Annotated in this window: 19 protein-coding genes; 3 read left to right on the forward strand and 16 right to left on the reverse strand. The window is 32.3% G+C overall.

Annotated elements, in window-relative coordinates; translation table 11 throughout:
* Positions 1-3: 3 nt before the first annotated feature.
* From ccoN to ACVC08_RS05770, 9 genes are all read right to left on the reverse strand, one after another.
* A complete protein-coding gene (gene ccoN / locus ACVC08_RS05730) occupies positions 4-2,205 on the reverse strand; it encodes a cytochrome-c oxidase, cbb3-type subunit I (protein WP_452597490.1) in 2,202 nt (733 codons plus the stop codon).
* A 2-nt stretch (positions 2,206-2,207) separates the two neighbouring features.
* Entirely contained in the window at positions 2,208-2,423 is a 216-nt protein-coding gene (ccoS, locus tag ACVC08_RS05735; RefSeq protein ID WP_452597489.1) for a cbb3-type cytochrome oxidase assembly protein CcoS, read from the reverse strand.
* 60 nt (positions 2,424-2,483) lie between these two features.
* Positions 2,484-4,889: a heavy metal translocating P-type ATPase gene (locus tag ACVC08_RS05740; protein ID WP_452597488.1), complete on the reverse strand. Its 2,406-nt coding sequence runs from the start codon at positions 4,887-4,889 to the stop codon at positions 2,484-2,486.
* Between the two features lie 261 nt (positions 4,890-5,150).
* Complete coding sequence (locus tag ACVC08_RS05745; RefSeq protein ID WP_452597487.1) at positions 5,151-5,978, reverse strand: universal stress protein; 828 nt, start codon at positions 5,976-5,978, stop codon at positions 5,151-5,153.
* Positions 5,979-6,134: 156 nt separating this feature from the next.
* Positions 6,135-7,565 carry an aKG-HExxH-type peptide beta-hydroxylase gene (locus ACVC08_RS05750; RefSeq protein WP_452601348.1) on the reverse strand — a complete coding sequence of 477 codons (1,431 nt, stop codon included), beginning with the start codon at positions 7,563-7,565 and terminating at the stop codon, positions 6,135-6,137.
* The gene (locus tag ACVC08_RS05755) at positions 7,555-8,391 is read right to left on the reverse strand and encodes a hypothetical protein (protein ID WP_452601349.1); all 837 of its coding nucleotides are present in this window, start codon (positions 8,389-8,391) and stop codon (positions 7,555-7,557) included. Before ACVC08_RS05755 ends, ACVC08_RS05750 begins: the two co-directional genes overlap by 11 nt.
* A 1-nt stretch (position 8,392) precedes the next feature.
* Positions 8,393-9,568 carry a radical SAM protein gene (locus tag ACVC08_RS05760; RefSeq protein ID WP_452597910.1) on the reverse strand — a complete coding sequence of 392 codons (1,176 nt, stop codon included), beginning with the start codon at positions 9,566-9,568 and terminating at the stop codon, positions 8,393-8,395.
* 5 nt (positions 9,569-9,573) lie between these two features.
* A complete protein-coding gene (locus ACVC08_RS05765; protein ID WP_452601350.1) occupies positions 9,574-12,255 on the reverse strand; it encodes a hypothetical protein in 2,682 nt (893 codons plus the stop codon).
* 371 nt (positions 12,256-12,626) lie between these two features.
* Positions 12,627-15,890 carry a LamG-like jellyroll fold domain-containing protein gene (locus tag ACVC08_RS05770; protein ID WP_452601351.1) on the reverse strand — a complete coding sequence of 1,088 codons (3,264 nt, stop codon included), beginning with the start codon at positions 15,888-15,890 and terminating at the stop codon, positions 12,627-12,629.
* Positions 15,891-16,036: 146 nt separating this feature from the next.
* Between ACVC08_RS05770 and ACVC08_RS05775 the strand changes: the two genes are divergently transcribed.
* Positions 16,037-16,495 (forward strand): RNA methyltransferase, encoded by a 459-nt coding sequence (locus ACVC08_RS05775; protein WP_452598442.1) that lies wholly within the window; start codon positions 16,037-16,039, stop codon positions 16,493-16,495.
* A 9-nt stretch (positions 16,496-16,504) separates the two neighbouring features.
* On the opposite strand, the gene ACVC08_RS05780 is transcribed toward ACVC08_RS05775, so the two are convergent.
* Together ACVC08_RS05780 and ACVC08_RS05785 are read right to left on the reverse strand one after the other, a co-directional pair.
* Positions 16,505-17,524 (reverse strand): cytochrome d ubiquinol oxidase subunit II, encoded by a 1,020-nt coding sequence (locus tag ACVC08_RS05780; RefSeq protein WP_452601352.1) that lies wholly within the window; start codon positions 17,522-17,524, stop codon positions 16,505-16,507.
* Between the two features lie 5 nt (positions 17,525-17,529).
* The gene (locus ACVC08_RS05785; RefSeq protein WP_452601353.1) at positions 17,530-18,831 is read right to left on the reverse strand and encodes a cytochrome ubiquinol oxidase subunit I; all 1,302 of its coding nucleotides are present in this window, start codon (positions 18,829-18,831) and stop codon (positions 17,530-17,532) included.
* 190 nt (positions 18,832-19,021) lie between these two features.
* Here ACVC08_RS05785 and ACVC08_RS05790 point away from each other — a divergent pair, with 190 nt between their 5' ends.
* A complete protein-coding gene (locus ACVC08_RS05790) occupies positions 19,022-19,579 on the forward strand; it encodes a class I SAM-dependent methyltransferase (RefSeq protein WP_452601354.1) in 558 nt (185 codons plus the stop codon).
* 57 nt (positions 19,580-19,636) lie between these two features.
* Here ACVC08_RS05790 and ACVC08_RS05795 read toward each other — a convergent pair whose 3' ends face one another.
* The 4 genes from ACVC08_RS05795 to ACVC08_RS05810 form a co-directional block, all read right to left on the reverse strand.
* On the reverse strand, positions 19,637-20,440 hold the full coding sequence (locus ACVC08_RS05795; RefSeq protein WP_452598526.1) for a sulfite exporter TauE/SafE family protein: 804 nt from the start codon (positions 20,438-20,440) through the stop codon (positions 19,637-19,639).
* A 437-nt stretch (positions 20,441-20,877) separates the two neighbouring features.
* The gene (locus ACVC08_RS05800; RefSeq protein WP_452601355.1) at positions 20,878-22,458 is read right to left on the reverse strand and encodes a phage tail sheath family protein; all 1,581 of its coding nucleotides are present in this window, start codon (positions 22,456-22,458) and stop codon (positions 20,878-20,880) included.
* 240 nt (positions 22,459-22,698) lie between these two features.
* Positions 22,699-23,379, reverse strand: coding sequence for a response regulator (locus tag ACVC08_RS05805; RefSeq protein ID WP_452597654.1), 681 nt, complete (start codon positions 23,377-23,379; stop codon positions 22,699-22,701).
* The gene (locus ACVC08_RS05810; RefSeq protein WP_452601356.1) at positions 23,376-24,023 is read right to left on the reverse strand and encodes a sensor histidine kinase; all 648 of its coding nucleotides are present in this window, start codon (positions 24,021-24,023) and stop codon (positions 23,376-23,378) included. Before ACVC08_RS05810 ends, ACVC08_RS05805 begins: the two co-directional genes overlap by 4 nt.
* A 417-nt stretch (positions 24,024-24,440) precedes the next feature.
* On the opposite strand from ACVC08_RS05810, the gene ACVC08_RS05815 reads away from it, so the two are divergent.
* The gene (locus tag ACVC08_RS05815; RefSeq protein ID WP_452601357.1) at positions 24,441-24,632 is read left to right on the forward strand and encodes a hypothetical protein; all 192 of its coding nucleotides are present in this window, start codon (positions 24,441-24,443) and stop codon (positions 24,630-24,632) included.
* Between the two features lie 123 nt (positions 24,633-24,755).
* Here the strand turns inward: ACVC08_RS05815 and ACVC08_RS05820 are convergent, their stop codons facing one another.
* Positions 24,756-25,448 (reverse strand): hypothetical protein, encoded by a 693-nt coding sequence (locus ACVC08_RS05820; protein WP_452601358.1) that lies wholly within the window; start codon positions 25,446-25,448, stop codon positions 24,756-24,758.
* Positions 25,449-25,514: the final 66 nt, after the last annotated feature.

Here is a 25,514-nt window from a genome sequence, read left to right on the forward strand (position 1 = left end):
ATATTATTTTAACTCGGCAGTTGTGCCATCAGTATTTTTTATTTTTATATCTGTTCCTAAACGTTGTAAATAGGCAATCATGGCAACTATTTCACGGTTTCTCATTTCTATAAATGGTTCCCCATTTTCTTCCGCATACTTTTTATCTGCTTCATAAGTTTTTACAAAATCGGGGTCGTTATATAAGTTTTTTTCTATTTGTAAACTTTGTGCTTTCATAGACGCTTCTGCGTTAGCAATGTCCTCATCGCTGTAAGGGACACCTAGACTTACCATAGCTTTCATTTTTGCTGTAGTTTGGCTTTTATCTAATTCGTTTCTAACTAACCATTTGTATGAAGGCATAATAGAGCCATCTGAAGTACTTTGTGGATCGTACATGTGATTTAAATGCCAGTTGTCTGAATATTTCCCACCAATACGCATTAAATCTGGACCTGTACGTTTACTTCCCCATAAAAATGGATGATCGTAAACATATTCTCCGGCTTTAGAGTATTCTCCATAACGTTCTACTTCACTTCTAAAAGGTCTTATCATTTGCGAGTGACAAGAGACACAACTTTCTCTTATATACAAATCACGACCTTCTAATTCTAGAGGAGTATATGGCTTTACACTTGTAATAACTGGAACATAATCGTCTACCATTAATGATGGAATAATCTGTACCATACCACCAATTAAAATAGCAATAGTAGCAAATATGGTTAATTTTACTGGGCGTCTTTCTAACCAAGTATGGTAACCTTCTTTTGCAGTTCGTTTTTTAGTAACACGTTGTAATGGTAACGCTTCAGCAAGTTCGTCTGTAACTTTTTTACCAGCACGAGCAGTCATAATTACATTATAAACACCTATTAAAGCTCCAACAATAAACATGGTACCACCAATAGCACGCATCCAATACATTGGTATAATTTCACTTACTGTTTCTAGGAAGTTACCATAAGTAAGTGTACCATCTGGATTAAATTGTTTCCACATAGATGCTTGTACAAAACCAGCAACATACATTGGCAATGCATATAGTATAATACCTAATGTACCAATCCAGAAGTGTGCATTGGCCAGTTTATTAGACCATAATTTAGTTTTAAATAGTTTAGGAATTAACCAGTAAATCATACCAAAAGTTAAAAACCCATTCCAAGCCAATGCTCCCACGTGTACGTGTGCAATAACCCAGTCGCTAAAATGGGCGATTGCGTTAACGTTTTTAAGAGATAACATTGGGCCTTCAAAAGTCGCCATACCATAACCAGTAATGGCAACAACCATGAATTTTAAAACAGGGTCGGTACGCACCTTATCCCATGCACCGCGCAGAGTTAAGAGACCGTTAATCATTCCACCCCAAGAAGGCGCGATTAGCATTATAGAAAAGGCAACACCTAAATTTTGTGCCCAATCTGGTAATGCAGAGTATAATAAATGGTGCGGACCAGCCCATATGTATATAAATATTAGAGACCAAAAGTGAACAATAGATAATCTGTAAGAATATACAGGTCTATTTGCAGCTTTAGGTACGAAATAGTACATTAAACCTAAAAATGGAGTTGTTAAGAAAAATGCTACTGCATTATGACCATACCACCATTGCACTAAGGCATCTTGTACACCAGCGTACATCGAGTAACTTTTTAATCCATTTACAGGAATTGCCATACTATTTACAATATGAAGCACGGCTACAGTAACAAAAGTTCCTAAGTAAAACCAAATTGCAACATATAAATGACGTTGTCTTCTTTTTAGGATAGTACCAATAAGGTTTGCTCCAAAAGCAACCCAAATAAGTGCAATAGCAATATCGAAAGGCCATTCTAGCTCTGCATATTCTTTAGAAGAAGTGTAGCCTAAAGGGAGCGTTATTGCTGCTCCTACAATAATAAGTTGCCAGCCCCAAAAATTTAAATTGCTTAACCAATCTTTCCACATACGTGCTTTTAAAAGACGTTGGGTAGAGTAGTATACTCCTGCAAAAATAGCATTTCCTACAAATGCAAAAATAACGGCATTGGTGTGTAGCGGTCTTAGTCTACCAAAACTTAGCCAAGAGATACCGTCGGTTAAATTAGGGAATAGAAACATAAAGGCGAGTAGTAAACCTACACTCATTCCTATTATCCCCCAAAATAATGTTGCGACAATAAATTTACGAACGATTTTATTATCGTAATAGAATTGTTGTACTTCCATAGTTAATTAGATTGATCATTTAAAATGATTGATTTTCTTTTTGATTTTTGATTAGTTTTAGTATCTGTTTTTTTTATGGTTTCTTCTTCAAAAAGCATACGAACAGATGGTGTATACGTATCGTCGTACTGCCCTTTTTTAACAGAAATAATAAATGCGGCAAAAAAGAGAAGCGCTACTATAACGCTAATTGCCAGAAGCATATAAATAATACTCATACCTTACCTGAATTATGCTGTAAAATTACTGTTGACACCTTTTAAAAAGAATGACTTTTATCAGCTTTCGTTATTTTTTATGTTTAATTTTTGTCCTAAAATATATGTTGCTATTGTTGTAAAAATGACAATACTAATAGAGCTTAAAGGCATTAAAATTGCTGCTACTATAGGCGATAGGTTACCCGTTATAGCAAAACTTAAGCCTATTAAGTTGTAAAACAATGAGAATATAAAAGCGTACTTTATAATTTGCATTCCTTTTTTAGAGAGGGCTAAAAATGTTGCAATATCTTTAAATCGTGAGGCATCCATAATACCATCGCAAGCAGGTGAAAATACATTTACGTTTTCAGAAATAGAGAGGCCAACATTACTTTGGGCCAATGCTCCTGCATCATTTAAACCATCGCCAATCATTAATACATTTTTACCCTTATTTTGTAATCCTTTAATATAATTGAGTTTGTCTTCTGGTTTTTGATTAAATAATAATGTGCTATTTTTTGGTAGTAGTGTTTTTAAATAAGCTTGTTCTCCATCATTATCTCCAGAGAGTATAACAATTTCAGAATGTGGTTTTAATGCGTCAAAAAGGGCTTTTACACCTTCTCTGTAGTCATTGTAAAAGACATAACATCCTTTATAAGTGTTGTTTGTACTTATATGAATTGCTGTGCGTTTATGTGAATTTTCTGTTACTTGATCTTCTGTAACAAACATATAAGAACCAATTTTTATATGATTGTTATTTATAGAACCTGTGATTCCTTTTCCTAGTGTTTCAGAAAAACAATCAAGTGTTTTAATGTCATGCTTTTCAAGAATATTATAAAGGGCTCGGCTTAATGGATGGTTAGATGCGCGAAGCGTATTAGTTAATAAAGTTTCTTCGCTTTTTGATAGATGTATCCCTTCATATGTAATAACACTTTTACTTGTTGTTGTTAAGGTTCCAGTTTTATCAAAAACCACAGTATCTATATGAGATAGTTTCTCTAATACATTAGTATTTTTTAGGTAGTATTTATGTTTCCCGTAGATGCGTAATAAATTGCCTAATGTAAAAGGTGCTGCCAAGGCTATAGCGCACGGGCAGGCTACTATAAGTACAGCAGTAAATACATTTAATGCTTTAGAACTGTCGTAAAATAACCAGAATGTCGTAGCTATTACTGCTATAATTAATAAGCTTATTGTAAAACGTTTGCTAATACTATTTGTAATTGTTTCTATTGTACTTGTCTTTGTTTTACTAAAGACTTCATTACTCCATAATTGTGTTAGGTAACTTTGCTCTACAGGTTTTAAAACTTCTAGTTCTATAACTCCAGCTTGTTGTTTGCCTCCAGCAAATATTTTGTCTCCAGATTGTTTACTAACGGGTTCTGCTTCACCAGTTACAAAGCTATAATCTATAAGAGCACTTCCTTTTATTAAAATACTATCTACAGGAATTAATTCGGAGTTTCTAATTATAATACGATCTCCTTTTTTTAAATCGTAAACTTGTATTTGTGTTTCACTTTTTTTATTGGTAGAAGTGTTCGTTAATTTAGTTACTGCAATAGGGAAATAAGATTTGTAGTCTCTTTCGAAAGAAAGAAAAGCATAGGTTTTTTGTTGAAAAAACTTACCTAGTAATAAAAAAAAGACAAGACCAGCCATGCTATCAAAAAAACCGGTTCCCCAGTCCATAATAATTTCAATAGATGAGCGTATAAATAACACAAGGATACCTATGGCTATAGGGACATCTATATTTAACAACTTAGATCGTAGTCCTTTGTAAGCTGAAATTAAATAATCTATACCAGAATATGCAACGACAGGAATTGCAAATGCAAAAGTTAACCAACGAAAAACATGTTTAAAACGTTCTAACCAAAATTCGTTAACTTCAAAATATTCTGGAAAAGACAAAAACATGATATTTCCAAAAGCAAAACCTGCTACGCCTAATTTATAGATAAGACTTCTGTCTGTTTTTGATTGTTTTTTAGTGGCATCTTCTAACGATATGTAGGGTTCGTACCCAATTCTTGATAATAAAATAACAAGTTTTTGTAGTGTTATATCCTCTGAAGAGAATGTAATACGCACAGTTTTCTTTGGGAAATTAACTTGAGAGGCTTTAATAGCTGGATTTAATTTACTTAAATGTTCTAAAATCCAAATACAAGAACTACAGTGAATAGAAGGAATAAGTAAGGATACAATTTGTGTGTTTTGCTCATTGAACTCTAATAGCTTTTCTGCTATTGTTTTGTTTTCTAAAAAATCGAACTTACCTTCAATTTGTAAGGGCGTATTACCAGGCGTGTGCTCTAAATCGTAATAATAAGATAAATCATTATCATTTAAAATATCGAATACCGTTTTACAACCATGACAACAAAAATACTTGTCTTGATGTTGAATAGTATCCGATTTACATAAATCGCCACAGTGGAAACAATTTTCCATACTATTTAAAATTTGCTCAGATTAAAAAAATCTATTATACCTACTGCAAATTTGGTGAAGATTTTTACCTTAAATAATGATATTAGTCACTCTTTAAAACCTTATTAAGTATTATGTTATTTCTTTTTACATTGAAAGCAAAAACTGTAAGGCTTTGTTGTGTAAATATGATGGGAATTAAAAAAAGACAAAAACTAATAAAAGTAAAAAGCCTTCTATTTTATTAGAAGGCTTTCTTTGTTAACTAACTACTTGTTACCCTTATATCTTTACCGTTAAAACTGGTAATTTAGAATGGTTAACAATATCTTCACTTATACTACCAGAAAAGAAGTGTGCTAAACCTCTACGTCCATGAGTAGGAATACCTATAATATCTGCTTTGATTTTTTGAGCGTAATTAAAGACTCCTTTTTCTACAGTATAATCAGAGTAAATAGTAATGTCTTCTGGTAAAACTTTATCTTGTGCGTCTAAATTAATTAAGAAATCTACAATACGTTGGTCTATTGCTGCAGTGCTTAAGTAAGCTTCACCTGGGAGGTTAATAAATACTAAGTTTACTTCCATACCTAGGGCTTTGAATAAACCGGTTGCTTTTTTAAACACCTCAGTACTTTCTAATTTAAAATCGCAAGCAAAAACGGCTTTTTGAGCATTAAAATTAGCTTCTTCTTTAATAACTAAAACAGGAACAGTTGCAGTACGTACTACCTTTTCTGTATTAGATCCAACAAACATTTCGCTAAGTCCGCTACTACCATGAGATCCCATTACTATTAAATCTCCATCATGTTCTTTAGCTACATCATCTAATTCACTAAAAACAGTGTAGTTTTTTACAGTTTGATGTACTGTAATGCCTTCTAAGTAATCCTTGTCAAGGAACTCTTCAAAACGTTTTTGAGCTAATTGTATTTGAAACATACCTTCCATAGAGTTACCTTCTTTGGTAATAACTGCGTCGCTAAGACCCATCATGTGAACAGTAACAATTTCTGCATCTTGTTTTTTTGCAATATTAGCAGCTACTTTTAAAGCGTTTTCTGAATATGTTGAAAAATCTACGGGAACAATAATTGTTTTCATAATTGTACTTTTTAGGGGGTTATTAAAATGATTAACACTTCAAAATTACAGTATATATTTTCTACAGGAGCTGATAAAAATCATATTTTAATAAAAGATTGATACTTGTATTATTTATAATAGTAATTACAATTTTTTTCTTTTATGTAGAGGTGCTTAAATGAACTGTTTCTCTATAGATTCTATAGTGCTTTCACTATCAAAAGTGTAATTAGAGAGCGTTCTGTATGAAGGGTTATGTAAAAGATCATGTAGTCTTTTGGTGTCGTTATCTGAAGCATTAGAACTTAAATAGTCTACAGCTTCTTTTATAGCAAGTACAGGGCGTACATAGATTACTTTTGCATTAAACTCTCTAAATAATTGATGTAATCGATCTAAAAATTTTGGTTGTTTAAAAAAGGTATGCGCTTCATCAAAATTTAAAATAGTACCTGAGTGATTTTTAAGAATATAGTTGGCTAGTTGTAGTTGCATAAACTCCAATTCCTGAATATTAAAAACGCCAGATGTTAACCAGTTTTGGAGCAGTTCAACATCAGAAAATTTTTCGCTTTTTTCAAGTACTTCTACCAATTCTAGAGATCCATAGATTGCTATTTTTTTCTGTTTTATAATCGAGGATTGACTTAAAACGGCTAAGTATAATTCTTTTGAGGTAATACTTGGTTTTTGGTATTGTTTTTCTAAAGCTTTAACTAAATCTGTTTTTTTATCACTGTTAGGGCCAATAATAATTATAGGTTTGTCTTTGTTTGTAATATTGGTTTTAAGAGTGTTTAAAGCTTCTGTTATTTCTTGGTTTGCCCATTTAGAAAATGTAGTTAAAAAGGCATGACCTTGTTCGGTTAGTTTTGCACATTTTTCAATTAAAAACAATCCCTTTTTTACTCTTAATGCATTATGTTCTAATACGTTTAGTACTTGGTTTTTATAATCTGTGTTCCCTTTTTTAAATAGTATGTTATCTAGAGCTAGTACGTGTGTAAAAGCATAGACTCCATGAAATACTGCAGAAATAGGACGAGGAATGTCTAGCCGAATAGGGCTGTCGAAAAGCTCGTGGTCTTCGTTTTTAAATAAAGGACTTTTAGATGTGAAGTGTTGCCCTAAAGCAAAGAGTTTATTGTGCGCCATTTCGTGTACTAATGCCTGCGCTAATAATACAGGGTTATGTACTGTAGCCCAAACTGAACCTAGAGTATTATTTGGTTGATGGCTATTGGAGCCTCCGTAATCTTTCTGGTCCTCAACACCTTGTATTAAAACGGGATTAAATGCAGTAATAATATCTCCAAATTGTGTATAAACTTCTGGCCATAGTTTTATAATGTTTTCGGCTTCTTTTATAGACGGATGATTAAATGGAGCATGTTTAAACCTAGAGAGAAAATTTTCATCCCAAGTAAAATGTCGTAAAGTAACTTTATTATTAAATAATTTGGGCTCGTTTTCTTTGTGTGGAGGTGTTGGTATTAAATTAGAATTTTTAGCATGTTTTAGAATCAACATTGTGTCGCTGGCATCTGGTTGAGGTACAGCCATGATTTCCCAGTCTTTTAAATGCGTTTGTGTTTTAACTGCCATGTTCTAGTCCTGCTTTAAATGATTTTGAATCTGAAATTCTTAAGAAGTTTCTTTTACGATAAGGAAATTGATTTCCTGGTGCACCTTCTTTAGGGTAGCTATTACCTTCAATTTTTATAACATAATTAGTGGCTGTTGCATCTGTATCGTAAGCCATTTTTACAATTGGTGTTCTTAGTTCGCAAATGCCATGGCTAGCGCTCCATGCTACAGGCCAACTATAAATATCTTTAAGCCATAATTGTGCATTATTATAATTGTAATGTGTTAATAATTCTAAGCTTTTGTCTTGTTGATTTTTATAATTCTCACATTCTAAATTACAGCAGTGTTGATTGCCTAAAGTAACCAGCAATTTTTGCCAAAAAATACTTGTATATGTAGTTGCTGGTAATGTTATTTCTTGATGGTCTATAGTATGTAAATTAGATTGTATTGCTGCATTCCAATAGAATTCTTTTCTTTTATCTGCTCTTACAGCGTTACTACAATTTAAGCAACAATTTGGAGTAGCATCTTTTAAGTTTACACCTTTTGTTGTTAGTAGTAATTGATAGTATACTGGGCCTTTTACATTTTTATCTCCTAAAAATAAGGCATCTACCGAAATATTTAAAGTAGCGGCTAGTTCTAATATTTTAAAATACTGCCAACCTTCAACAATAAGATATTGAGAGGTTAATTTGCCCTCTTTTAAGGCTTTAAATGTAGATTGTATTAAAGCATCATTAATTATTTTAAATCTATTATCCCAAATGGTTTTTGCGTTATCGCTAACCCAAGCTACTGTTTTAAAGGGTGGTATAGTATAGTTTAATAGTTCCATACTATGAGGCGTTTTGTTTTTGTGCCACTTGTTCTATCATTCTTTGAATAGAAGGATTTATACCATTACTCCACGATTCTATAAGTTTGGTCTCTATGTAGGGCAATATTGGGTGTTTAGATAGTGGTACTTGTCCGTTGTCTTCCATACGTTTTTCGGTAAGTTCAAATAATGTTTTCCAAACATTACAATGTTCTGTTCTATTACGCCAATCTCCAGATATAGAAGTGCCAGGGCAATGGCCTTTACACATAGAAAAAAAACGACAATCTTTACAACCACCATGTTCTTGTGGTGTATGGTACAATGCAATGTATCTAGAATAGGAGGGAAGCCCTGCTTTTACAAAATCGATACCCTCTTTATTTGTTCTGCCGCAATTACTCCGCTGTCCTTTGCCTTCTACGCCTCTTACAGCTGATGTGGTGTAAGGGTCGCAAGCTTTCCAAACGCAACTTAAACCAAGGTCTTTGGCTTTTAGTAGGTTTTCTATTTCTCCGAATATGTCAAATTTTAAATGCTTCAGTTCGCTTTCTAAGGCATTAAAATAGAGTAGGGTTTCTATATTTTCTTTTTCGGTTAAATGGTAGATGGCTCTTATACTTTCGCTTTCAACTTCCATAAGGTGTAAACGTGCTCCGCCTACTCCCATTTTGTCTAATTTTTTTATCCAAGCCCCCATGCGTTCTCTTTTCTCTAAAGTTCCTACATTACCACGATGTAGTGTTATAATTATAGAGGGTTTTAAACCTTCTTCGCACAATTTAGCAATGGCGTTTTCAGAGTGTTGTGTTAGTTTTCGTGTACGTTCTAAATTACCAGCCCATCTTACATCGTTTAAGTCTTCTGGTCCATCTATAGAGATGCCAACTCCAACATTGTACTTTTTAAATAAATCTATATGTGCATTGGTGATTAAAGAGCCATTGGTTTGTAAAGCATTTTTACCAAAACGTTCTAGTCCCCATTTCCATAGTATTTCTATATCTTCTATAGGCACCATCAAGGCTTCACCTCCAAATAAAGAAAAGTCTGTCCCTTCTTTTAGTATGGCTTCTTTCATTAAATCTATATCGTATTCTTTTTTAGGGTCTTCAACGTCACGTTGCGGATGTTGGTAGCAGTATTGACAAGCAATATTGCATTTTACGCCCATAGGTCTTAGTTCTACTCCCATACTATTTATATTGGGGCATCTATATGAGTGTTTTTATCTCCGTGTACACCTATATGTGCTACATCTGCATGTACCCCTGCATGACCAGTAATATTAAATCTGGCATCTGCATCTAGATTTATATCTGTTAAATCTACAGTAGCATTTACGCCAACAGTTCCAGTAATACCAAGGCTACCGCCTACTAAAGAAGCGTCTAAATGTGGATCTAAACCAATACGTGGTGATGTCGCATTAACATGTACAGAAGGCGGCATAACCATGTCGAAATGTTGTTTAGGGTCTATATCTAAAATAGTAACATCAAAACTGGGAGTAGATATTGTTTTACTTGCACCAAGATCTGCATGTTCGTTAAATTCATGAAAATTAAGCCCCCAATGATCGGTATGTAAATCTGCATGGTGATCTACAATTTTACCAAGATCTACGTGTACGCTTTCTGATGGAATAGAAGGGGCAATCTTTATTGGGAAATCTAATGTTCCATTAACATGGAACTTTGTAGGTAAATTGGCAAGAACTTTAAAGGTGTCTATTATAGAATGTGTATAAACATGGTAGAGTACATTAACTACAAATTCTCCACCAGTAATTAGTCCTTTACCTACAACACTTATATAATTCTCTACTTTAGAAAAATAAGATGAGAATATAGATTCTGCCTCACTTACTATTTTATTTTCTATAACACTTGCTAGGTCTTTTAGGTCTGTAACACTAGCGCCTAAGTCGTAATTAAATCCAAATTTAGTACCATTAAAATCGAAATGTGCGTCTACTTTAGCACTTAAACTGCCATTTATAAACGAAACATCAATTGTACCATTCATGCTATCGTTAATAGGGATTGTACCTAAGTTAATGCCTCCTATTTTTATTGATGGCTTACAAGCTATTGATATGGAAAGGCTACTATCGAAAGCCATAGTGGTTCCTCCATTTTTAAATTCTACACTTAAAGAATCTTCTAAGAATTTTAAGTTAGATTTCATATTAATGTCTAATGCGGTAGGAGATACCTTAGCATTAATAACTTCTGTAATTCCTAATATATCGGCGTCTACGCTTACATCAAAAGATTCTTCAGTTGTATTGAATTTAAAAAAGGGACCGTTAGCTTTTATGCCATGCCCCGCTTTACCTTTACCTGTAAGCGAAATTTTATTGTTAAATAGATGTATTGGATTTACACTAGCTTCTCCACTTATTCCTGAACCTTGATTTATCATTAGCGAAGAATACGTGTCGAATCCCCAAAAATTAATACCAGCATTATAACCTATTCCAACTTGGCAAGAAGTACCGTCTGGTAAGGTCTGCGCTTCATCGCACCAATAGAACATAAGGTCGTTATAGCTAAAATCGCTAAGTACCGAAGGTAATTTTATTCCCGTATCTATTACAGCATTAAATATTACAGGTAAACTTAAGTTTTTAGTTTCGCAATATAATAAAGATGGGTTAGGGGTATCATCGGTAAACTCTATACTAATTGCAAATTTTTCATCTAATTTTGTTTTGCTTTCTCCTAATAGAAAGGCGCCTTCTAAGGTAACACCTGCTCCTGTTTCTGCACCAAAACTAACATCTATACCTATACCAACATCTTCTAGGGTTACACCATAAAAATCGAAAGGTTCATTAATAACCGTATCACTATTTATTGTAGCTTCAGCTCTTACAGTACCATCTGAGTAGGTGAAAGAAATACCACCATTTACATTTATAGAATGTACTGTTGGTTTGGCTGGTATCGTTATAGGTAAACTAACATCTCCTGATAGTATCGCTGTTATTGGAGACGATTTTATCGTCATTGCTATACTGTTTAGCATTAAACTAGAAATTCCAGGAAAAGAGAATGATTTGTCTATTTCTGCTGTAATTTCATAATCTTTTGTTACTGTTAAATCTATAGATATTTCAACAGGAATATCACTTAAACTTTTAGCTAGTTCGTTTACTATTTTTGGTAGCGCAGATGGAGAACTATTAGCTTCTACTGCTAAAGTAGATTTAAATTCTGCACCATCTACAACACCTGTAATACCAGATATTTTTAGTTTTTTATTTGTAAAATCTGAAACAACTATTGCAGAATCTGAAAACTCTAAATCATCAAATAAAGATAAATTACTATCTATTTTTGTTAAAGTAAATCCTTTAGAAACTCCAACGCCTAATGCAGCTCCCCAAACACCTGAATTTTTTTGTACATAAAGCTCTACATCTCCCCAGCTTGTTTTTGCTTTTAAATCTAAAGAGTAATCCTTATCACTAGTATTTATTTTTGCTTGAAAACCAATATTATTTACTGGTAGCCCAGAAAAACTAGAAGGTAAATGGTAAGTTTTAGCTAAGAAGTGGGTAACTATACTATTTATTGTTGAAGCATCATTTGTTGAAGCGCCAAACTGCCACGTAATGGTACCATCTGCACCTTCGCTAAATCCCCAATTTGCAGATAATTGTATTCCAAATAATCTAAAATCGCCTTTAAGTGTAATGCAATTTCCTTTGCACGTTACAGAGGCATTTGTAAAAGCTATACTATCTGTTTTTAAAATATTTTTTAAAAAACTATCAACTTGTACTGCACTGACTTTACTATTAGGCAAACTAAGTTTATTGTCCCCTAATGCTTCTTTTAATTCGGTACAAAGCATAGAAATAGAATTACTCATAATGTTTGGTTTTAATGATTATTTGAATTGACTAGGTTTTAAAAAATAAAAATAGAAAAATATCGATTTCTAAAAATAGGTGTTTATACCTGTTTTTTTAAAGTATTGTTTGATTTATTGCTAAAAAAACGTGTAAATACAGTTTTTTATTAAATGTTTTGTGGAGAAATTTCTTGATTATGGCATCGCTATCTTTTTTAGTTTATAAAAATAGATACTCTATTCTTACTGTGCTGTTAAGTGTAACGTTTCCTGTCTAGGTTTTAACCTAGAAACTCTAAAAGAAAAAGAAAGTAAAAACCCCCAAAAGTAAAATACTCTTGGAGGTTAATGCAACAATCAATGGTAATGAAGACTAATTAAATATAGTATTATGGTATTAATACTTTTTTAGTTATAAATTCTGTACTTGTTTTTAATTTAATAATGTATGCTCCTGTAGCTAATCCGTTAGTAGAAATTAAATGGTTTGTTTTGTTTAAGTCTCCTTGCTGTATTTGCTGCCCTAAAATAGAGTATAATTCAAAAGACTGTAATGGTTTTAAAGTATTGCTATTAATTATTTCTAAATAATTGGGTTTGTTTATAACTTTAATAGTTGAATTTTCTGAGGCTTCAATAGTAGCAACGCTTAACGTTTCTGAAACTTTAAATTTTAATATAAATCGATTACTAAATTCACCATCAAGCATCTCTGCTGTAAATGTTGTGGTATTTAAATCTATTTGAGCACCAGTTTCTAAATCCTCAAGAATGGGTGTAATGGTTTCTGGAAGGTTTACTGCACTTAATAACTTTATAGACATATTTCCTGTTCCGCTAAGTTTTACGTGTAATGGTAAAATAGTCTCTTCTTCTATAGATGGAATCCCCTGAATAACATAATTTTCATCTTCAATAATCCAGTTCATATCATCTGTAGAAGCATCAGAGTTTTTTCCATCGTAAGCTGTATCATATTCTAAAGACGTGTTTTCATCTATAGTTAATAATAACTCTCTAGCTATACCGTTTGGTGAAGTAAACTCTAGTCTTAGTTTTGTTCTATCATCACTAGTATTTGTTGTTGCTGTGCTAGTGTTTTCAGAGTTTCTAAAAAATACAGAATTAGTTACATCTTCTTTTTGAAATGCTCTTTGTCCATTATTAAATGTTATTGCTCCTCCAGAATCGGCTTCAACAAAAAAGCCTTGTGCAACTGCTATGTATTGTTGTGGGGTTTTAGTGGCTACTCCCGCTTGTGATATATTTGGATGTGAAATAGCTTTTACTCCACCAGAAAGGTTGTACACGCCATAACCACCTTGATATTGTGCTGTATTATGAGAGCCTCCTCCAAAATGTTCCCAAAAATATAATGTTCCATTAATTACATTACTAGAGTTATTTCCGCCATCTGCAACAGATATATTGTCTTTTATAAATGCATCTGCATCTAGTGCTGAAGGGTATGGGTTACCAACTAGGTAGTGCTCTCCTGTATTAATGTTTAAATCTATAGTACCATTATTAGGTTTTCCTTTAAAAACATAGTTTTGAGTTTCTGTAACTGAGCCTACTCCAGATCCTTTCATGGTATAGCCTTCTCCTATAATCATGTTGTTAGTGCTTCCTAAATGCGACCAACTGTAGTAATCTTCTGCTGGACCATGAAATTTAAAAATCCAAAAAGAACTTGTTGCGATAGGGTTGGCTACACCTCCATCTGCAGAGGATAATGATGATGAAAAGGCAATGTCTGTAGGGGTGTTAGTATTAGTACCGTCTTTAAGAATTCTATTTATAGCTTCGGGTTTGTTATTTAGTGTTGTGTTTATAGCGCTTACAGGAGAGCTCCAGTAGTTATAAGTATAATTATCTGCAGTACCTTGTTGATCTATTTCTATATAGCCTCTACTACTTGGTACTAATTCACTATTTATATTTTGTATTAATTGAGATTCGCCTTGTAAATCTATAATACCATCTAATTTAAAATACTTTGTATTTTCTATAAATTGGTCATTTTGTACGGTCAACTTAGTATTTTCGTCTAATATTAGTCCCAGTTGTGTATGGCTATCTTTAGTTATTACTTCTGCATTATTAGTAAGGTTTACTATAGCCCAATTTTTATGTGGTGTATTATCTATATCCCAGACATCTCCATGTTTCCATGTGTTTTCATTTGTCCAGTCCCCACTAGTATTAGCTACGTATGGTAATGGTGCATTAATGTCTTGATTGGTTCTCATGTTATGTAAAATTCCACTAACATCAAGACTACTATTGTCCTTAGTGGTTCCCAGCCTACTGTTTACAGATGTTAATTTGTAATATAAACGCAAGCTATTCCATGATAGCCCTTCTATAGTATTATTAATGACTGCTCCTTTAACACTGTTATTGTTATTCTCTATACTTTGGTATACTTGTTCTTGTAATTGTGTTGTTGTTAATGCTGTATTGTATACTCTAGATTCAACAATAGAGCCTTTAAAATAGTTGTTATCATTAAATGTATTTCTTCCTATTTCAAAATCATGGTTGCTATTCCAATTTGCTCCACCTCTTAAATTGTTTCCTAAAACATTATCTACTCTTGAAACTTCTTCACCATTTATATATAAAATAAGAGTTCTTTGATTAGCATTATAAATAGCTGTAAGATGATACCATAAATTAGGTTCTAATGCAGTTAAGTTATTTGCTGGGGTTGTAGCGGTATTTAATACAGGACTATTTGTTTTAACAAAGGCTCTAGGTTTTCTGCTGCTATTAAGAAATAATCTAAAATTACGCTGCCCCATGATTTCTTGAACTCCTGAGGCATCATTGTCTAATTTTATCCAGCTCATCATTGTAACTTCGTCTTCACTTTCTAGAAACGCATCTCTACTAACGTAATCATTAGTACCATCGAAATCTAAAGATTGCGGTGTACAGAAACTAATATTCCCCAAGGCAGAACCGTGTACAAAACCATTAGAACAGGTGTCGCAATCTTGCCAAACCATAGTAATGCTTGTAATGAGGTTCTCGTCGTAGAAATTTAATCCCACTCGTGCGTTATCTCCAGTAGTAGATGGAGCATTAGCGTTAATAACTCCAGTATTATTTGTGGTATAAGATGGTGTTGCCGACTCTGTAAATGTTGGGTATACTGTTTCGCCTAACGTATTAGTTGCTGTAATGGTATATTTATCGCCATTGGTTCCACTTGCATTTACATGGTAGATATCGTAACCTAAACCAAAAACTGGTTCACTAAATGTTATTGTCATTGTTATTCCTTGGTTTGTGTACCCAGATGTAAATAAGTGTAAAATATCGTCTTGACCATTAGTTGCAATATTATCTACATTAGGAGTATCTGGACCTCCAAAAAAATTCCAATCCTCTAAAGCGTATGTGTCTCCTGTAAAAGCAATATTTAAATCGATTCCAGAATTATCTACATTGTTAAAAGAACGATTAATACTTCCTTCTGGAAGCCAGTTATAATTATTGCCACTAGTGTTACCAGAAGTCCAATTTAAGCTAAAATTATTTACACAGCCATTAGTTTCATGGAGTTGCGCAAAGCTTGAAAAAGATAGTATTGTTAAGGCAAAAAATAATGTGTTTTTTAGTTTTTGGGAGCGTATTAGTTTCATGGTGTTAGGTGTAGTTTTTTGTATAAATAGTATGGTTTTTAGTTGTTTTGATTTTTATTAAACACAGATACCTACGTAAAAAGATTAGGGGCGGTTTTATATTTTTTAATTTTTTTTTAAATATTTCATTTTTTTAGTTTTGTAGTATGATAGATAACTTTGAAAATGAATATTTTGGAATAGGTATTCAAAATGGTAAAACACCTGAAAATTTAGGTGTGCTATGGCGTTCAGCACAGAATCTAGGCGCAAGTTTTATTTTTACCATAGGTAATCGTTATGCAAAGCAAGCATGCGATACTCACAATGCTGTGAAATCTATGCCTTATTTTCATTACGAAAATTTTGATGAGTTTTACAATCATTTACCTAAAGGGGCACGATTAGTAGGTGTAGAGTTAACAGATGAAGCAGTAAGCTTAGAGACATTTCATCATCCAAGACGTTGTGTTTATTTATTGGGTGCAGAAGACCACGGACTCTCTAAAAAAGCGATTGAAAAATCTCATTTTTTAATAAAGTTTAAATCTCAATTAAGTTTAAACGTTTCTGTTGCGGGTAGTATTGTAATGTATGATAGAGGAATAGAAAAACCTAGATCGTAGAATTATGAGTTAACTTTCTAAGATTTTTATCATTTTAAATGATTTTAAAAGATGAAATAATCCAGGTATAATTAAGCAGCCGCCAATAATTAATGATATCCCTAGAATATCTATAGTAACTTCTGGAGCCATGCCATCTAGCAAACTTAGCTTGTTTTTATTTGTAATTATTAAGTTTGGATAATGTGTTATAAGGGCTGCGGTTAATATAAAAAAGACTTGCAGGCCAGCAAGTGCACGGCTTAAAATTTGCTTCGCTTTCTTTATGCTTAATAATAAAGGGTATATTAAAATGGCAGAAAGTATTATCAAGCTTATTGTATAAGGATTGTTTATAAATGTGGTAACAAATTGTATCTCATTAAAGAAACCATAACACAATACAATAAAACCTAAAACAATAAGTGTTAGTGTTGCTATTTTGGATTTCCGTAAGTAAATGTTTGTATTAGTAGTATCTGCTTCTCCAATTAATAATATAGAGGATAAAAATGCGCATAATCCTGCAAAAAATAAACCGACTAGAATAGAGAAGGTATTTAGCCAAGGCATAATATAAAGCTGGTTAAAGCTAAAGTTAGTATAGTCTTCTGTAATTATAAGTTTGCCAGATATAGTTGCGCCAAATGTCATTCCTAAAAAAATGGGGGTGACTAGGCTAGAAACTCTAAACATCCAGTCGTAAATTATTTGAGATTTATCTATATAAGCATCATAATGTCTAAACACAAAAGCAATGCCTCTTAGTGTAATGCCTAATAAAGTTAAGGTTAAAGGAATATGTAAATAAATAACTAGAATGTTATAAAATTTAGGAAAAGCAACCCATAAGATAACGACCATAATTATAATCCATATATGATTGGCTTCCCAAACAGGGCCCATAACTCGGTAAATGGTTTTTTTAGTTTGTTCTTGATTTTTTTTTGAAGAGAATAACTCTACAATACCTGCGCCAAAATCTGCACCAGCAAGAACAACATAAAGTAATAATGATATTGCTAAAAACGATAATACAATGTATAACATAGTTGTTAAATTTTAGAGTTATTCAATGCTTTTATTTGGCGAGACATTAACCATGTAACTGCAAGTGTTAAAACAGTATATACAATAACATAAAGATAAAAGCTATACACCATACCTGGCATTGGGGTAACGGCATCTTTAGTTTTCATGATATTATGAATAATCCATGGTTGTCTGCCTACTTCTGTAACAATCCATCCAGCTTCTAATGCAATAAATCCCGTAGGTGCTAATATTATAAATAGAATCCAGTACCGTTTATTAAGGCGCCATTTTTTCTTTTTAAGGCTAATAAAAAAGAACAGGCCAGCTAATAGTAACAGGGTGCCAAGACCTACCATAATTTGAAAAGCATAATGTACCATAGCTACATTTGGTCGTTCATCTTCTGGGAAATCGTTGAGCCCCTTTACTTCTGCATTAAAATCTCCAAAGGCTAAAAAGGATAACGCATTTGGTATTTTAATTTTATAATTTACTTCTTGTGTTTCATTATTTACAATACCGCCAATGTATAAAGGTGCTCCCTTTTCTGTGTTATAATGCGCTTCCATTGCTGCTAATTTTACAGGCTGTCTTTTTGCAATATCTTTAGCAGATAAATCACCACTTATAGGTTGTAATAATGCTGCAATGGCTCCAAAAGTAATGGCGATTTTAAAAGCTTTTTTATGTAGTTCTGGATGTTTGTTTTTATAAACTTGATAGGCATGTATGCCAGCGACAGCAAATCCTGTTGCGGTAAAGGCAGCTAAAGTCATGTGTAACGCCTGTGTAAACCAAGCGGGGTTTAATAAGGCCTTTATAGGGTCTATATTTAGGAACGCTCCATTTACATAGTCAAACCCAGAAGGGGCGTTCATCCAACCGTTAGCGGATACAACTAAAATACCAGAAGAAACACCTGCAATACCAACGATAACTCCTGTAAACCAGTGAAATTTTTCAGGTAATTTTTTCCAACCGTAGAGATAGAAACCTAAAGCTACTGCTTCTACAAAAAAGGCTGCTCCTTCTAGAGAAAAAGGCATACCAATAATGGGGCCAGCGTATCTCATAAACTCGGGCCATAGTAACCCTAATTCAAAAGATAAAGCTGTACCAGAAACGGCTCCTGTAACAAAGAAAATAGCAACTCCTTTTTGCCAAGATTTAGTTAGTGTAAGGTAAATAGGGTTTCTTGTATTTAACCATTTTTTATGAGCAACTATCATAAAAAAAGGCATGACCATGCCTATACAAGCAAAGACAATATGAAAAATTAAAGTGAATGCCATTTGTAGTCTTGCTGCATCTAAATTTTCCATATTTAAAATGTTTAAATTAAACTTTTACAAAGTTAATCTATAACAGTTAATTATGATAAAAAACGAACCTGAAAAAACAAGAAATTTAGATAAAATGATAGTTAATGTATAGTGCAAAAATGGAGTTCAATTCTAGTATCTTTACACCTATTATATTTGAAGCATTTAGTTTAACTATAAATTAATGATTATGCCTTTTCAAAGTTTAAGAACACAGATAGAACAGGTAGATATTTACTTATTAGATCAAATTTTAAAAGGTAGGTATTTAGAAGATGAAATTATTCTTGATGCAGGATGCGGAACGGGTAGAAATTTAAAATGGTTTTATAATAACAATTATACCGTATTTGGTGTAGATGCTAATAAAGCACATATAGACTGTGTAAAGGCTAGATATAATAAGTTTGAAAACAATTTTACAGAAGGTAAATTAGAAACATTAAATTATAAAGCAGAAGCATTTCATCATGTTATATGTAATGCGGTATTACATTTTGCGAAGAGCGAAGCCCATTTTTTTGAAATGTTTTCTGAGCTATTGCGTGTTTTAAAACCCAATGGGACATTATTTATTAGAATGACCTCAATTTTTGGTCTTGAAAATAAAGTACAGGAAATTTTTAATGGAATATATAAGTTGCCTGATGAAAGTGAGCGATTTTTACTAACTAGACCAATTCTTAATAAGCTTTTAGATTTTAATAACTTAGAGCTTCTAGAGCCAATTAAAACTCTGAATGTTTAGGATTTGAGGTGTATGACTACATTAGTGATAAGAAAACGGTAAGTTGTATAGCATCATTTAATTCATAATAAACTCCATATAAAAAATAAATGCAGCCATTATAAAAATAAAATACCCGAAGCCTTTTTTTAATTTTTGTCCGTTTATAAAATTCCCCAGATAGCTTCCAATAAAAATACCTATTAACGAGAGGCTAGTAAATATGGTTAAAAATTGCCAGTCTATTTCCATTTTTAATGCATCTCCTAAAAAGAAACCTAATAGAGATTTAAAAGCTATTATTATTAAAGAAGTGCCTATAGCTGTTTTCATTTCTACATTGGCTAAAATTACCAATGCGGGAATAATTAAAAAACCACCTCCAGCACCAATTAAACCAGTAATACCTCCTACTAATAACCCTTCAGCAAAAATTAAGGGATAATTACATTTTACTTCCTTGTTTACAGGTCTTTCTTTTTTTTCTTTTAGCATAGAAAGTGCAGCCGGAATCATAAGTACAGCAAATAAGCCAAACATTGCCATGCGGCGTGTTAACTCAAAACTTCCAATATTAAAAAGTACTTCTGGTAGTGCAGGCACCACATAATATCTTACTAAGGTAACCCCAAGTATAGCAGGAATACCAAATATTATTGCAGTTTTCCAATCTACATATCCTTTTATATGTTGTTTAAATCCACCAACTAAAGCACTGGATCCTACTATAAATAGTGAATATGCGGTTGCTATTTTTTCGTTTACAGAAAATAAATACGCTAGAACTGGAACGGCCAAAATAGAACCACCTCCACCTATTAGACCTAGAGATATTCCTATAATTAAAGCACATACATATCCCAGAAAATCTAACACATCCATATATAATTTGAATAAAATTATTATTTCAAAAATACGGTTTCATAATGGAGTCTACAAATAGAAAAAACTCGAGTTTTTTCTTTGAGATAGATTTTTTAGATAGGTGTAACTTTTTGTTTATTAGTATTTTGTGTTGTTTTTTGTTAAGGGTTAAATAGTATATTTAATCTATGAAAATACTAGGGTTTTATTGCTGAAAACGCTTAAATAATATTCTGTAGATTTTTGAGCAAAGCATTTTAAAAAAAGCTGACCGAAAATAAAGCCAGCTTTTAAAAAGATAAATGAATTACAAATTATAAATATGGAGAGACATTAAAACTTGATGAAGTGTTTAATGAATAATATGAAATATATTTTGCATAAGTTAAACTTTTATGAAAGTTAAAATCTATTGACTATTATTTAATTTTTTTTATCGATAACATAAAAAGGAATTAGCTTGAAGTTGCTTGTTGCTGCTGGAAAGTAATGATTATAAACTCAGCTGGATGCACAACTGCTACTTTTATTGTAACGGTCATTATACCATCTAAAATATCTTGAGCTGTCATTGTACTCCCTAAACCACAAGCTACAGAAAAAGCATCGGCAGCAGTTGCGCCCTGTAAACCACCTTCTTTCCATATAGAAGTTAAGAAGCTACTAATCATAGCTTTTACAGATTCCCAGGTGTTTTTATTATTGGGTTCAAAAACATAGGCTCTTGCAGCGAGTTTACAGGACTGTTCTAAAAACGTTATTGTTCTTCTTACCGGAAGATACCTCCAATCTTGGTTATTACCGTCTAAAGTACGTGCGCCCCAAATTAAAATACCTAAACCATTAAAAAAACGAATAGCATTTATAGATTTCCCAGATACAGCATCTACATTAAGATTGGCTTGTTGAGTATTAGATAATTTTATAGGTAGAGATACTGCGCTCGTTATAGAGGTATTGGCAGGCGCTTGCCATGGGCCAATTTCATTATCTGTTCTAGTAATAACACCAGCTATTCCACCACTAGGCGGTAGCATGTTAATATCGCTTAATACATGATTAATTATTTTAGCATAAGTACTGCTAGCTTGCATTAAGGCATTGTTATATTGACTAACTGTTAAAGGTTTGCCTGGCGGTATTTCAATATTAGATAAAATAGTATCTACGGTACTATTTGGATTAGATGTGGGACTTAATAAAGGTTGTAGCTTTTTTATAGCACCACCAAATAAATTGGTGTAATCAATGTTAGACGATTGCATTATGGTTGTCTCTATAAAAGGATAGTAAGCAGTGCCATAATTTAATCCATTTGTACCAGTATTATCTCTAAATGTTTCTATGTCATTTGTATATAGAATAGGGTCTGGATCTCGACCGCCTATAATATCGAAAATACAAACTGCGGTTTGCATGCTTTCGGCCTGCAATAACATCTCTTGCATTAAAGTACCATTGTTGTTTACAGACAATAATGTAGCTTCTGGACAAATGTACATGGTAGGTTCTTGTTCTTGTTTTAATAAAGCAAGACCATTGCTAAGTGCATTCAATTCTACATTAGGGTTTATAATGTGCTCTCCAGGTGTTATTCCAGCTCCAGATGGCGCACCATAAGTGCCTACAGAAACAATATAAGCATCTCCACCACCGTTTTCGTAAAATAAGCGAATACTGTTATATAAATAATACACCGTATTTGGGTCTGGTACAATAGAGTAATACGTGCTTTCTATAAGTATATAGTCCCCTTTCTCTGGTTTGCTTTGTTGTGCTACTAAATAGTACTGCGGATTATACTGTTTTGCAAGATCTGCAGGTGCTGGAGGATTAGGATAACAAAAAATAGCCTGAAAATCTGCAAAAGATGTTATTTTTGTTGGTACATTAGTGTAGTCTTTGCCTTCGTATTTTGCTTGCGGTGTGTAGCCAATAAATGCAGGTACGGCTGTAGCTACTGGTACTACAGAATTACCAAAAGCATCTACTTCATTAATGTAAACTCCTGGTGTTTTTATGTTAGGTGAATTCATTGTTAATAGTTGTTATAAGTTTAGATATAAATTAGGTGAGGTTGCCATTATTAATTGAGTATTTCTGTAGGCTTGAATATTGCATCTTTACAGTTGTTATTTTTATAATAACTATAAAATATTTCTACATTAATAAATAAGTTAAATGTATTGGTCATGCATACTGGTTAATTAATAAGGTATAGCTATCAAAAATAAAAATACGGTTTTAAATATATAAGCGTATAAATACGTGTTTTGTTATCCTAAAAAAAACTCATCGGGGTTAATGATATTATTTTGTATAGAATAGATAACCAATCCAGCTGTATTTTTAACACCAGTTTTTAAAAGAATTCGGTTTTTATGTCCCTCTACAGTGCGTTGTGTAATAAATAGTTTTTCACCTATTTCTTTAGCAGTGTATTGAGAGCAAATTAATTTAAGTACATCCATTTCTCGATCTGTAAGTAATTGTTTTTCTTCTAAAATAGGTTTAGGCGAATTGTTTAATATTTGTTCTCTAATAACTTCAATTTGGTTAGGTAAAAAGTAATGCCCTTTTGTATGGACTTCTTCTATTATTTTTAATAAATCATTTAATCCTGTATCTTTTGGTATAAAAGCATTGGCACCAGATTTAAGTATAAATCCTATAAAAGTTGGTTTGTAATGAGAGGATAAAACAATGATTTTAATATCAGGAAAATCCTTTTTTAAAACGGCCATAGTGTCCACTCCATTCATTTTCTGCATGCGTAAATCTAACAAAACAATATCTGGAATTGTTCTACAGCAATGCAATTGTTTTATAAAGTCATGACCATGATGTGCAATTATATTAATGGAAATATGAGTATCTTCTACAAAGAAATTTTTTAGCAGCTCTACTATTAATTTATCATCATCTACTAGAGCTAAGTTTAAGTTTGTTGCGTTCATTGTTTAGGAAGTTGAATTAATATTAGTAAATCTGTCCCTTTATGTATAGTCGATTTTAGCCGGTATTTGCTTTTAAGTAAGTGTATTCTAAGTTCCATGTTTTTTAACCCTAAACCTTTAAATTGTTTTTTAGAATTAAATCCTTTCCCATTATCTTTTATTCTTAAAGCGATATAGTTTTTAGTGATTCGTAAAGCAAAAGACAGTAGGGTAGCATTAGCATGCTTAATGCTATTAGTAATACACTCTTGTAATATGCGTATTAATTGTAGTTTTATGTTTTTTGGTATTTTAAGCTGTAATGTGTTTGAGGTAAATAACTCAATAGTATATTGGTTTTTAAGCGGGTGAGTTATTGTGTTAATCCATTCGGCTATACTAGTTTCTTCTAGTAGCGGAGGTGATAAATCGTGAGAGATTCTACGAGCAGTTGCAATACTCTCTGTTAGCATTTTTTCAGGATTTACAATCTTAGATTTAGAGCTTATAGCTAAAGAAAGTACATTAAGTTTACTAATTAAGTCATCGTGCAAATCGGAAGCAATGCGTTTGCGCTCTCGTTCTTGTATAATTACACTCGTTTTAAGTAATTCTTCTCGATGTGTTAGTTTCTCGATATTTAGTTTTTCTTGCGCTATAAGCATACGTTTTATGTGAATGCGGATAAAAAATACAATGAGAATACCTAAAACTAATATTATTAAGAAAGTGATCATTATCCATAGAGTTAGAGTTTCTGGGATCTGCCAATCTTCCATATGTAAAATGTTAAAAATGAATAAAATAAAGGGGTGGTTGTGATATTGATTAACCAGACATAAGACATGACTTTGTAATTTACTTTTACAAGAAAGTTAGAAATTAAAAACCAAAGACTATTTAGTAAAAAGAATAAAAATACACCAGTATTTAACTTAATTAATTTTGTGTTCAGATTTAAATTTTTGAGTGTGTCCCGGTAAAAGTACAAACTCAAAAATAGTATTGTAAAACCATCTAAAACTCTTCCAAAAGATTGGAACTTTTCAGGAGAGTAAGCATTACATGTAAAAATATCAATTATGATAATAGCTAAAATTAATCCTATGATTAATACAAATAGGCGATTATTTTTAAATATAAGTCGATTATATATCATAGAAAAAATAAATAATTCTATGAAGCCGAAAACGGGTATTAAGATTAGAGTATTGTTATATGTTGCATGTAAAAACCTACTTAGTAAATCGGCTATAAAAGCAGCAAATAAATAGAAAAATAAATGCTTATTAATATAGTTTAGTTTTTTATAATATTTTATCCCAGTGCATATTCCTACAAATGATGTAACAGTTGTAAGTGATATTAATATCTCTAACCACATATTATCATTCAATCTATAGTGTATTAGTTGAATATTTTAGTAAAAAAAACTCAGGCCCTGGAAACATTGGAGGAACTATTCGTACAGTATTATAATAGGTCTGAGGATGTGGAGGTGGTACAGGGTATATAATACTATCGGATACCATATCCCAAACAATCATATCTCCTTTTAAATCAGAAACCAAGCTAGGTTCTGCTTGTGCTTTTTTGTTTAAAGCAAAATAAGCTTGGTAATCCCCATCTTCTTTTAAATAGTGAGTAGGGATTACAAAAATTTGAAAGATTACAATGCCAGTATCTATTTGGTAATCTATCCACTCGTTTCTTTCTGTAATCCAGTTGTTAATTCTTTTTAAAGCTTGTTCTCTTGGTACTTTGTCAGATTTGTCATCTTTTTCTGGAGGTACATCAGTAATAACAGTACATTCCTTAATAAAGTCGGCCATATCACCTCTTTCGTATTGTGATTTTGTATCGTTTGCTGAATTAATAATAAAACATCTTAAAGATTGTTTATGAGTTTCTGGGTCTTTAACAATAGCTACATATACATGCAAAAATGTTTCTAAGCCTATATCGGTAGAGCTGTTGTATTTAAATTGAAAAGCGTTGTGATTGTTTGCAAATAAAGATTTGATAACCTCTTTATCCTTTCCAGAATCAATCCATAATTTTATAGCCTCTTGTATTCTACTTAATTCCATTGTAGTTGGTTTTTACGAGAGTCTACTTCTAGGGAAAGCAGGACAATATGTTTTTAATTAATATGT

Source organism: Pontimicrobium sp. MEBiC06410, from assembly GCF_053601615.1.

Excerpts from the sequence above, each read along its gene's own strand:
- ccoN (WP_452597490.1), bottom strand. The coding sequence starts at position 2,205 with ATGGAAGTACAACAATTCTATTACGATAATAAAATCGTTCGTAAATTT.
- ccoS (WP_452597489.1), bottom strand. The coding sequence starts at position 2,423 with ATGAGTATTATTTATATGCTTCTGGCAATTAGCGTTATAGTAGCGCTT.
- ACVC08_RS05740 (WP_452597488.1), bottom strand. The coding sequence starts at position 4,889 with ATGGAAAATTGTTTCCACTGTGGCGATTTATGTAAATCGGATACTATT.
- ACVC08_RS05745 (WP_452597487.1), bottom strand. The coding sequence starts at position 5,978 with ATGAAAACAATTATTGTTCCCGTAGATTTTTCAACATATTCAGAAAAC.
- ACVC08_RS05750 (WP_452601348.1), bottom strand. The coding sequence starts at position 7,565 with ATGGCAGTTAAAACACAAACGCATTTAAAAGACTGGGAAATCATGGCT.
- ACVC08_RS05755 (WP_452601349.1), bottom strand. The coding sequence starts at position 8,391 with ATGGAACTATTAAACTATACTATACCACCCTTTAAAACAGTAGCTTGG.
- ACVC08_RS05760 (WP_452597910.1), bottom strand. The coding sequence starts at position 9,568 with ATGGGAGTAGAACTAAGACCTATGGGCGTAAAATGCAATATTGCTTGT.
- ACVC08_RS05765 (WP_452601350.1), bottom strand. The coding sequence starts at position 12,255 with ATGAGTAATTCTATTTCTATGCTTTGTACCGAATTAAAAGAAGCATTA.
- ACVC08_RS05770 (WP_452601351.1), bottom strand. The coding sequence starts at position 15,890 with ATGAAACTAATACGCTCCCAAAAACTAAAAAACACATTATTTTTTGCC.
- ACVC08_RS05775 (WP_452598442.1), top strand. The coding sequence starts at position 16,037 with ATGATAGATAACTTTGAAAATGAATATTTTGGAATAGGTATTCAAAAT.
- ACVC08_RS05780 (WP_452601352.1), bottom strand. The coding sequence starts at position 17,524 with ATGTTATACATTGTATTATCGTTTTTAGCAATATCATTATTACTTTAT.
- ACVC08_RS05785 (WP_452601353.1), bottom strand. The coding sequence starts at position 18,831 with ATGGAAAATTTAGATGCAGCAAGACTACAAATGGCATTCACTTTAATT.
- ACVC08_RS05790 (WP_452601354.1), top strand. The coding sequence starts at position 19,022 with ATGCCTTTTCAAAGTTTAAGAACACAGATAGAACAGGTAGATATTTAC.
- ACVC08_RS05795 (WP_452598526.1), bottom strand. The coding sequence starts at position 20,440 with ATGGATGTGTTAGATTTTCTGGGATATGTATGTGCTTTAATTATAGGA.
- ACVC08_RS05800 (WP_452601355.1), bottom strand. The coding sequence starts at position 22,458 with ATGAATTCACCTAACATAAAAACACCAGGAGTTTACATTAATGAAGTA.
- ACVC08_RS05805 (WP_452597654.1), bottom strand. The coding sequence starts at position 23,379 with ATGAACGCAACAAACTTAAACTTAGCTCTAGTAGATGATGATAAATTA.
- ACVC08_RS05810 (WP_452601356.1), bottom strand. The coding sequence starts at position 24,023 with ATGCTTATAGCGCAAGAAAAACTAAATATCGAGAAACTAACACATCGA.
- ACVC08_RS05815 (WP_452601357.1), top strand. The coding sequence starts at position 24,441 with ATGATAATAGCTAAAATTAATCCTATGATTAATACAAATAGGCGATTA.
- ACVC08_RS05820 (WP_452601358.1), bottom strand. The coding sequence starts at position 25,448 with ATGGAATTAAGTAGAATACAAGAGGCTATAAAATTATGGATTGATTCT.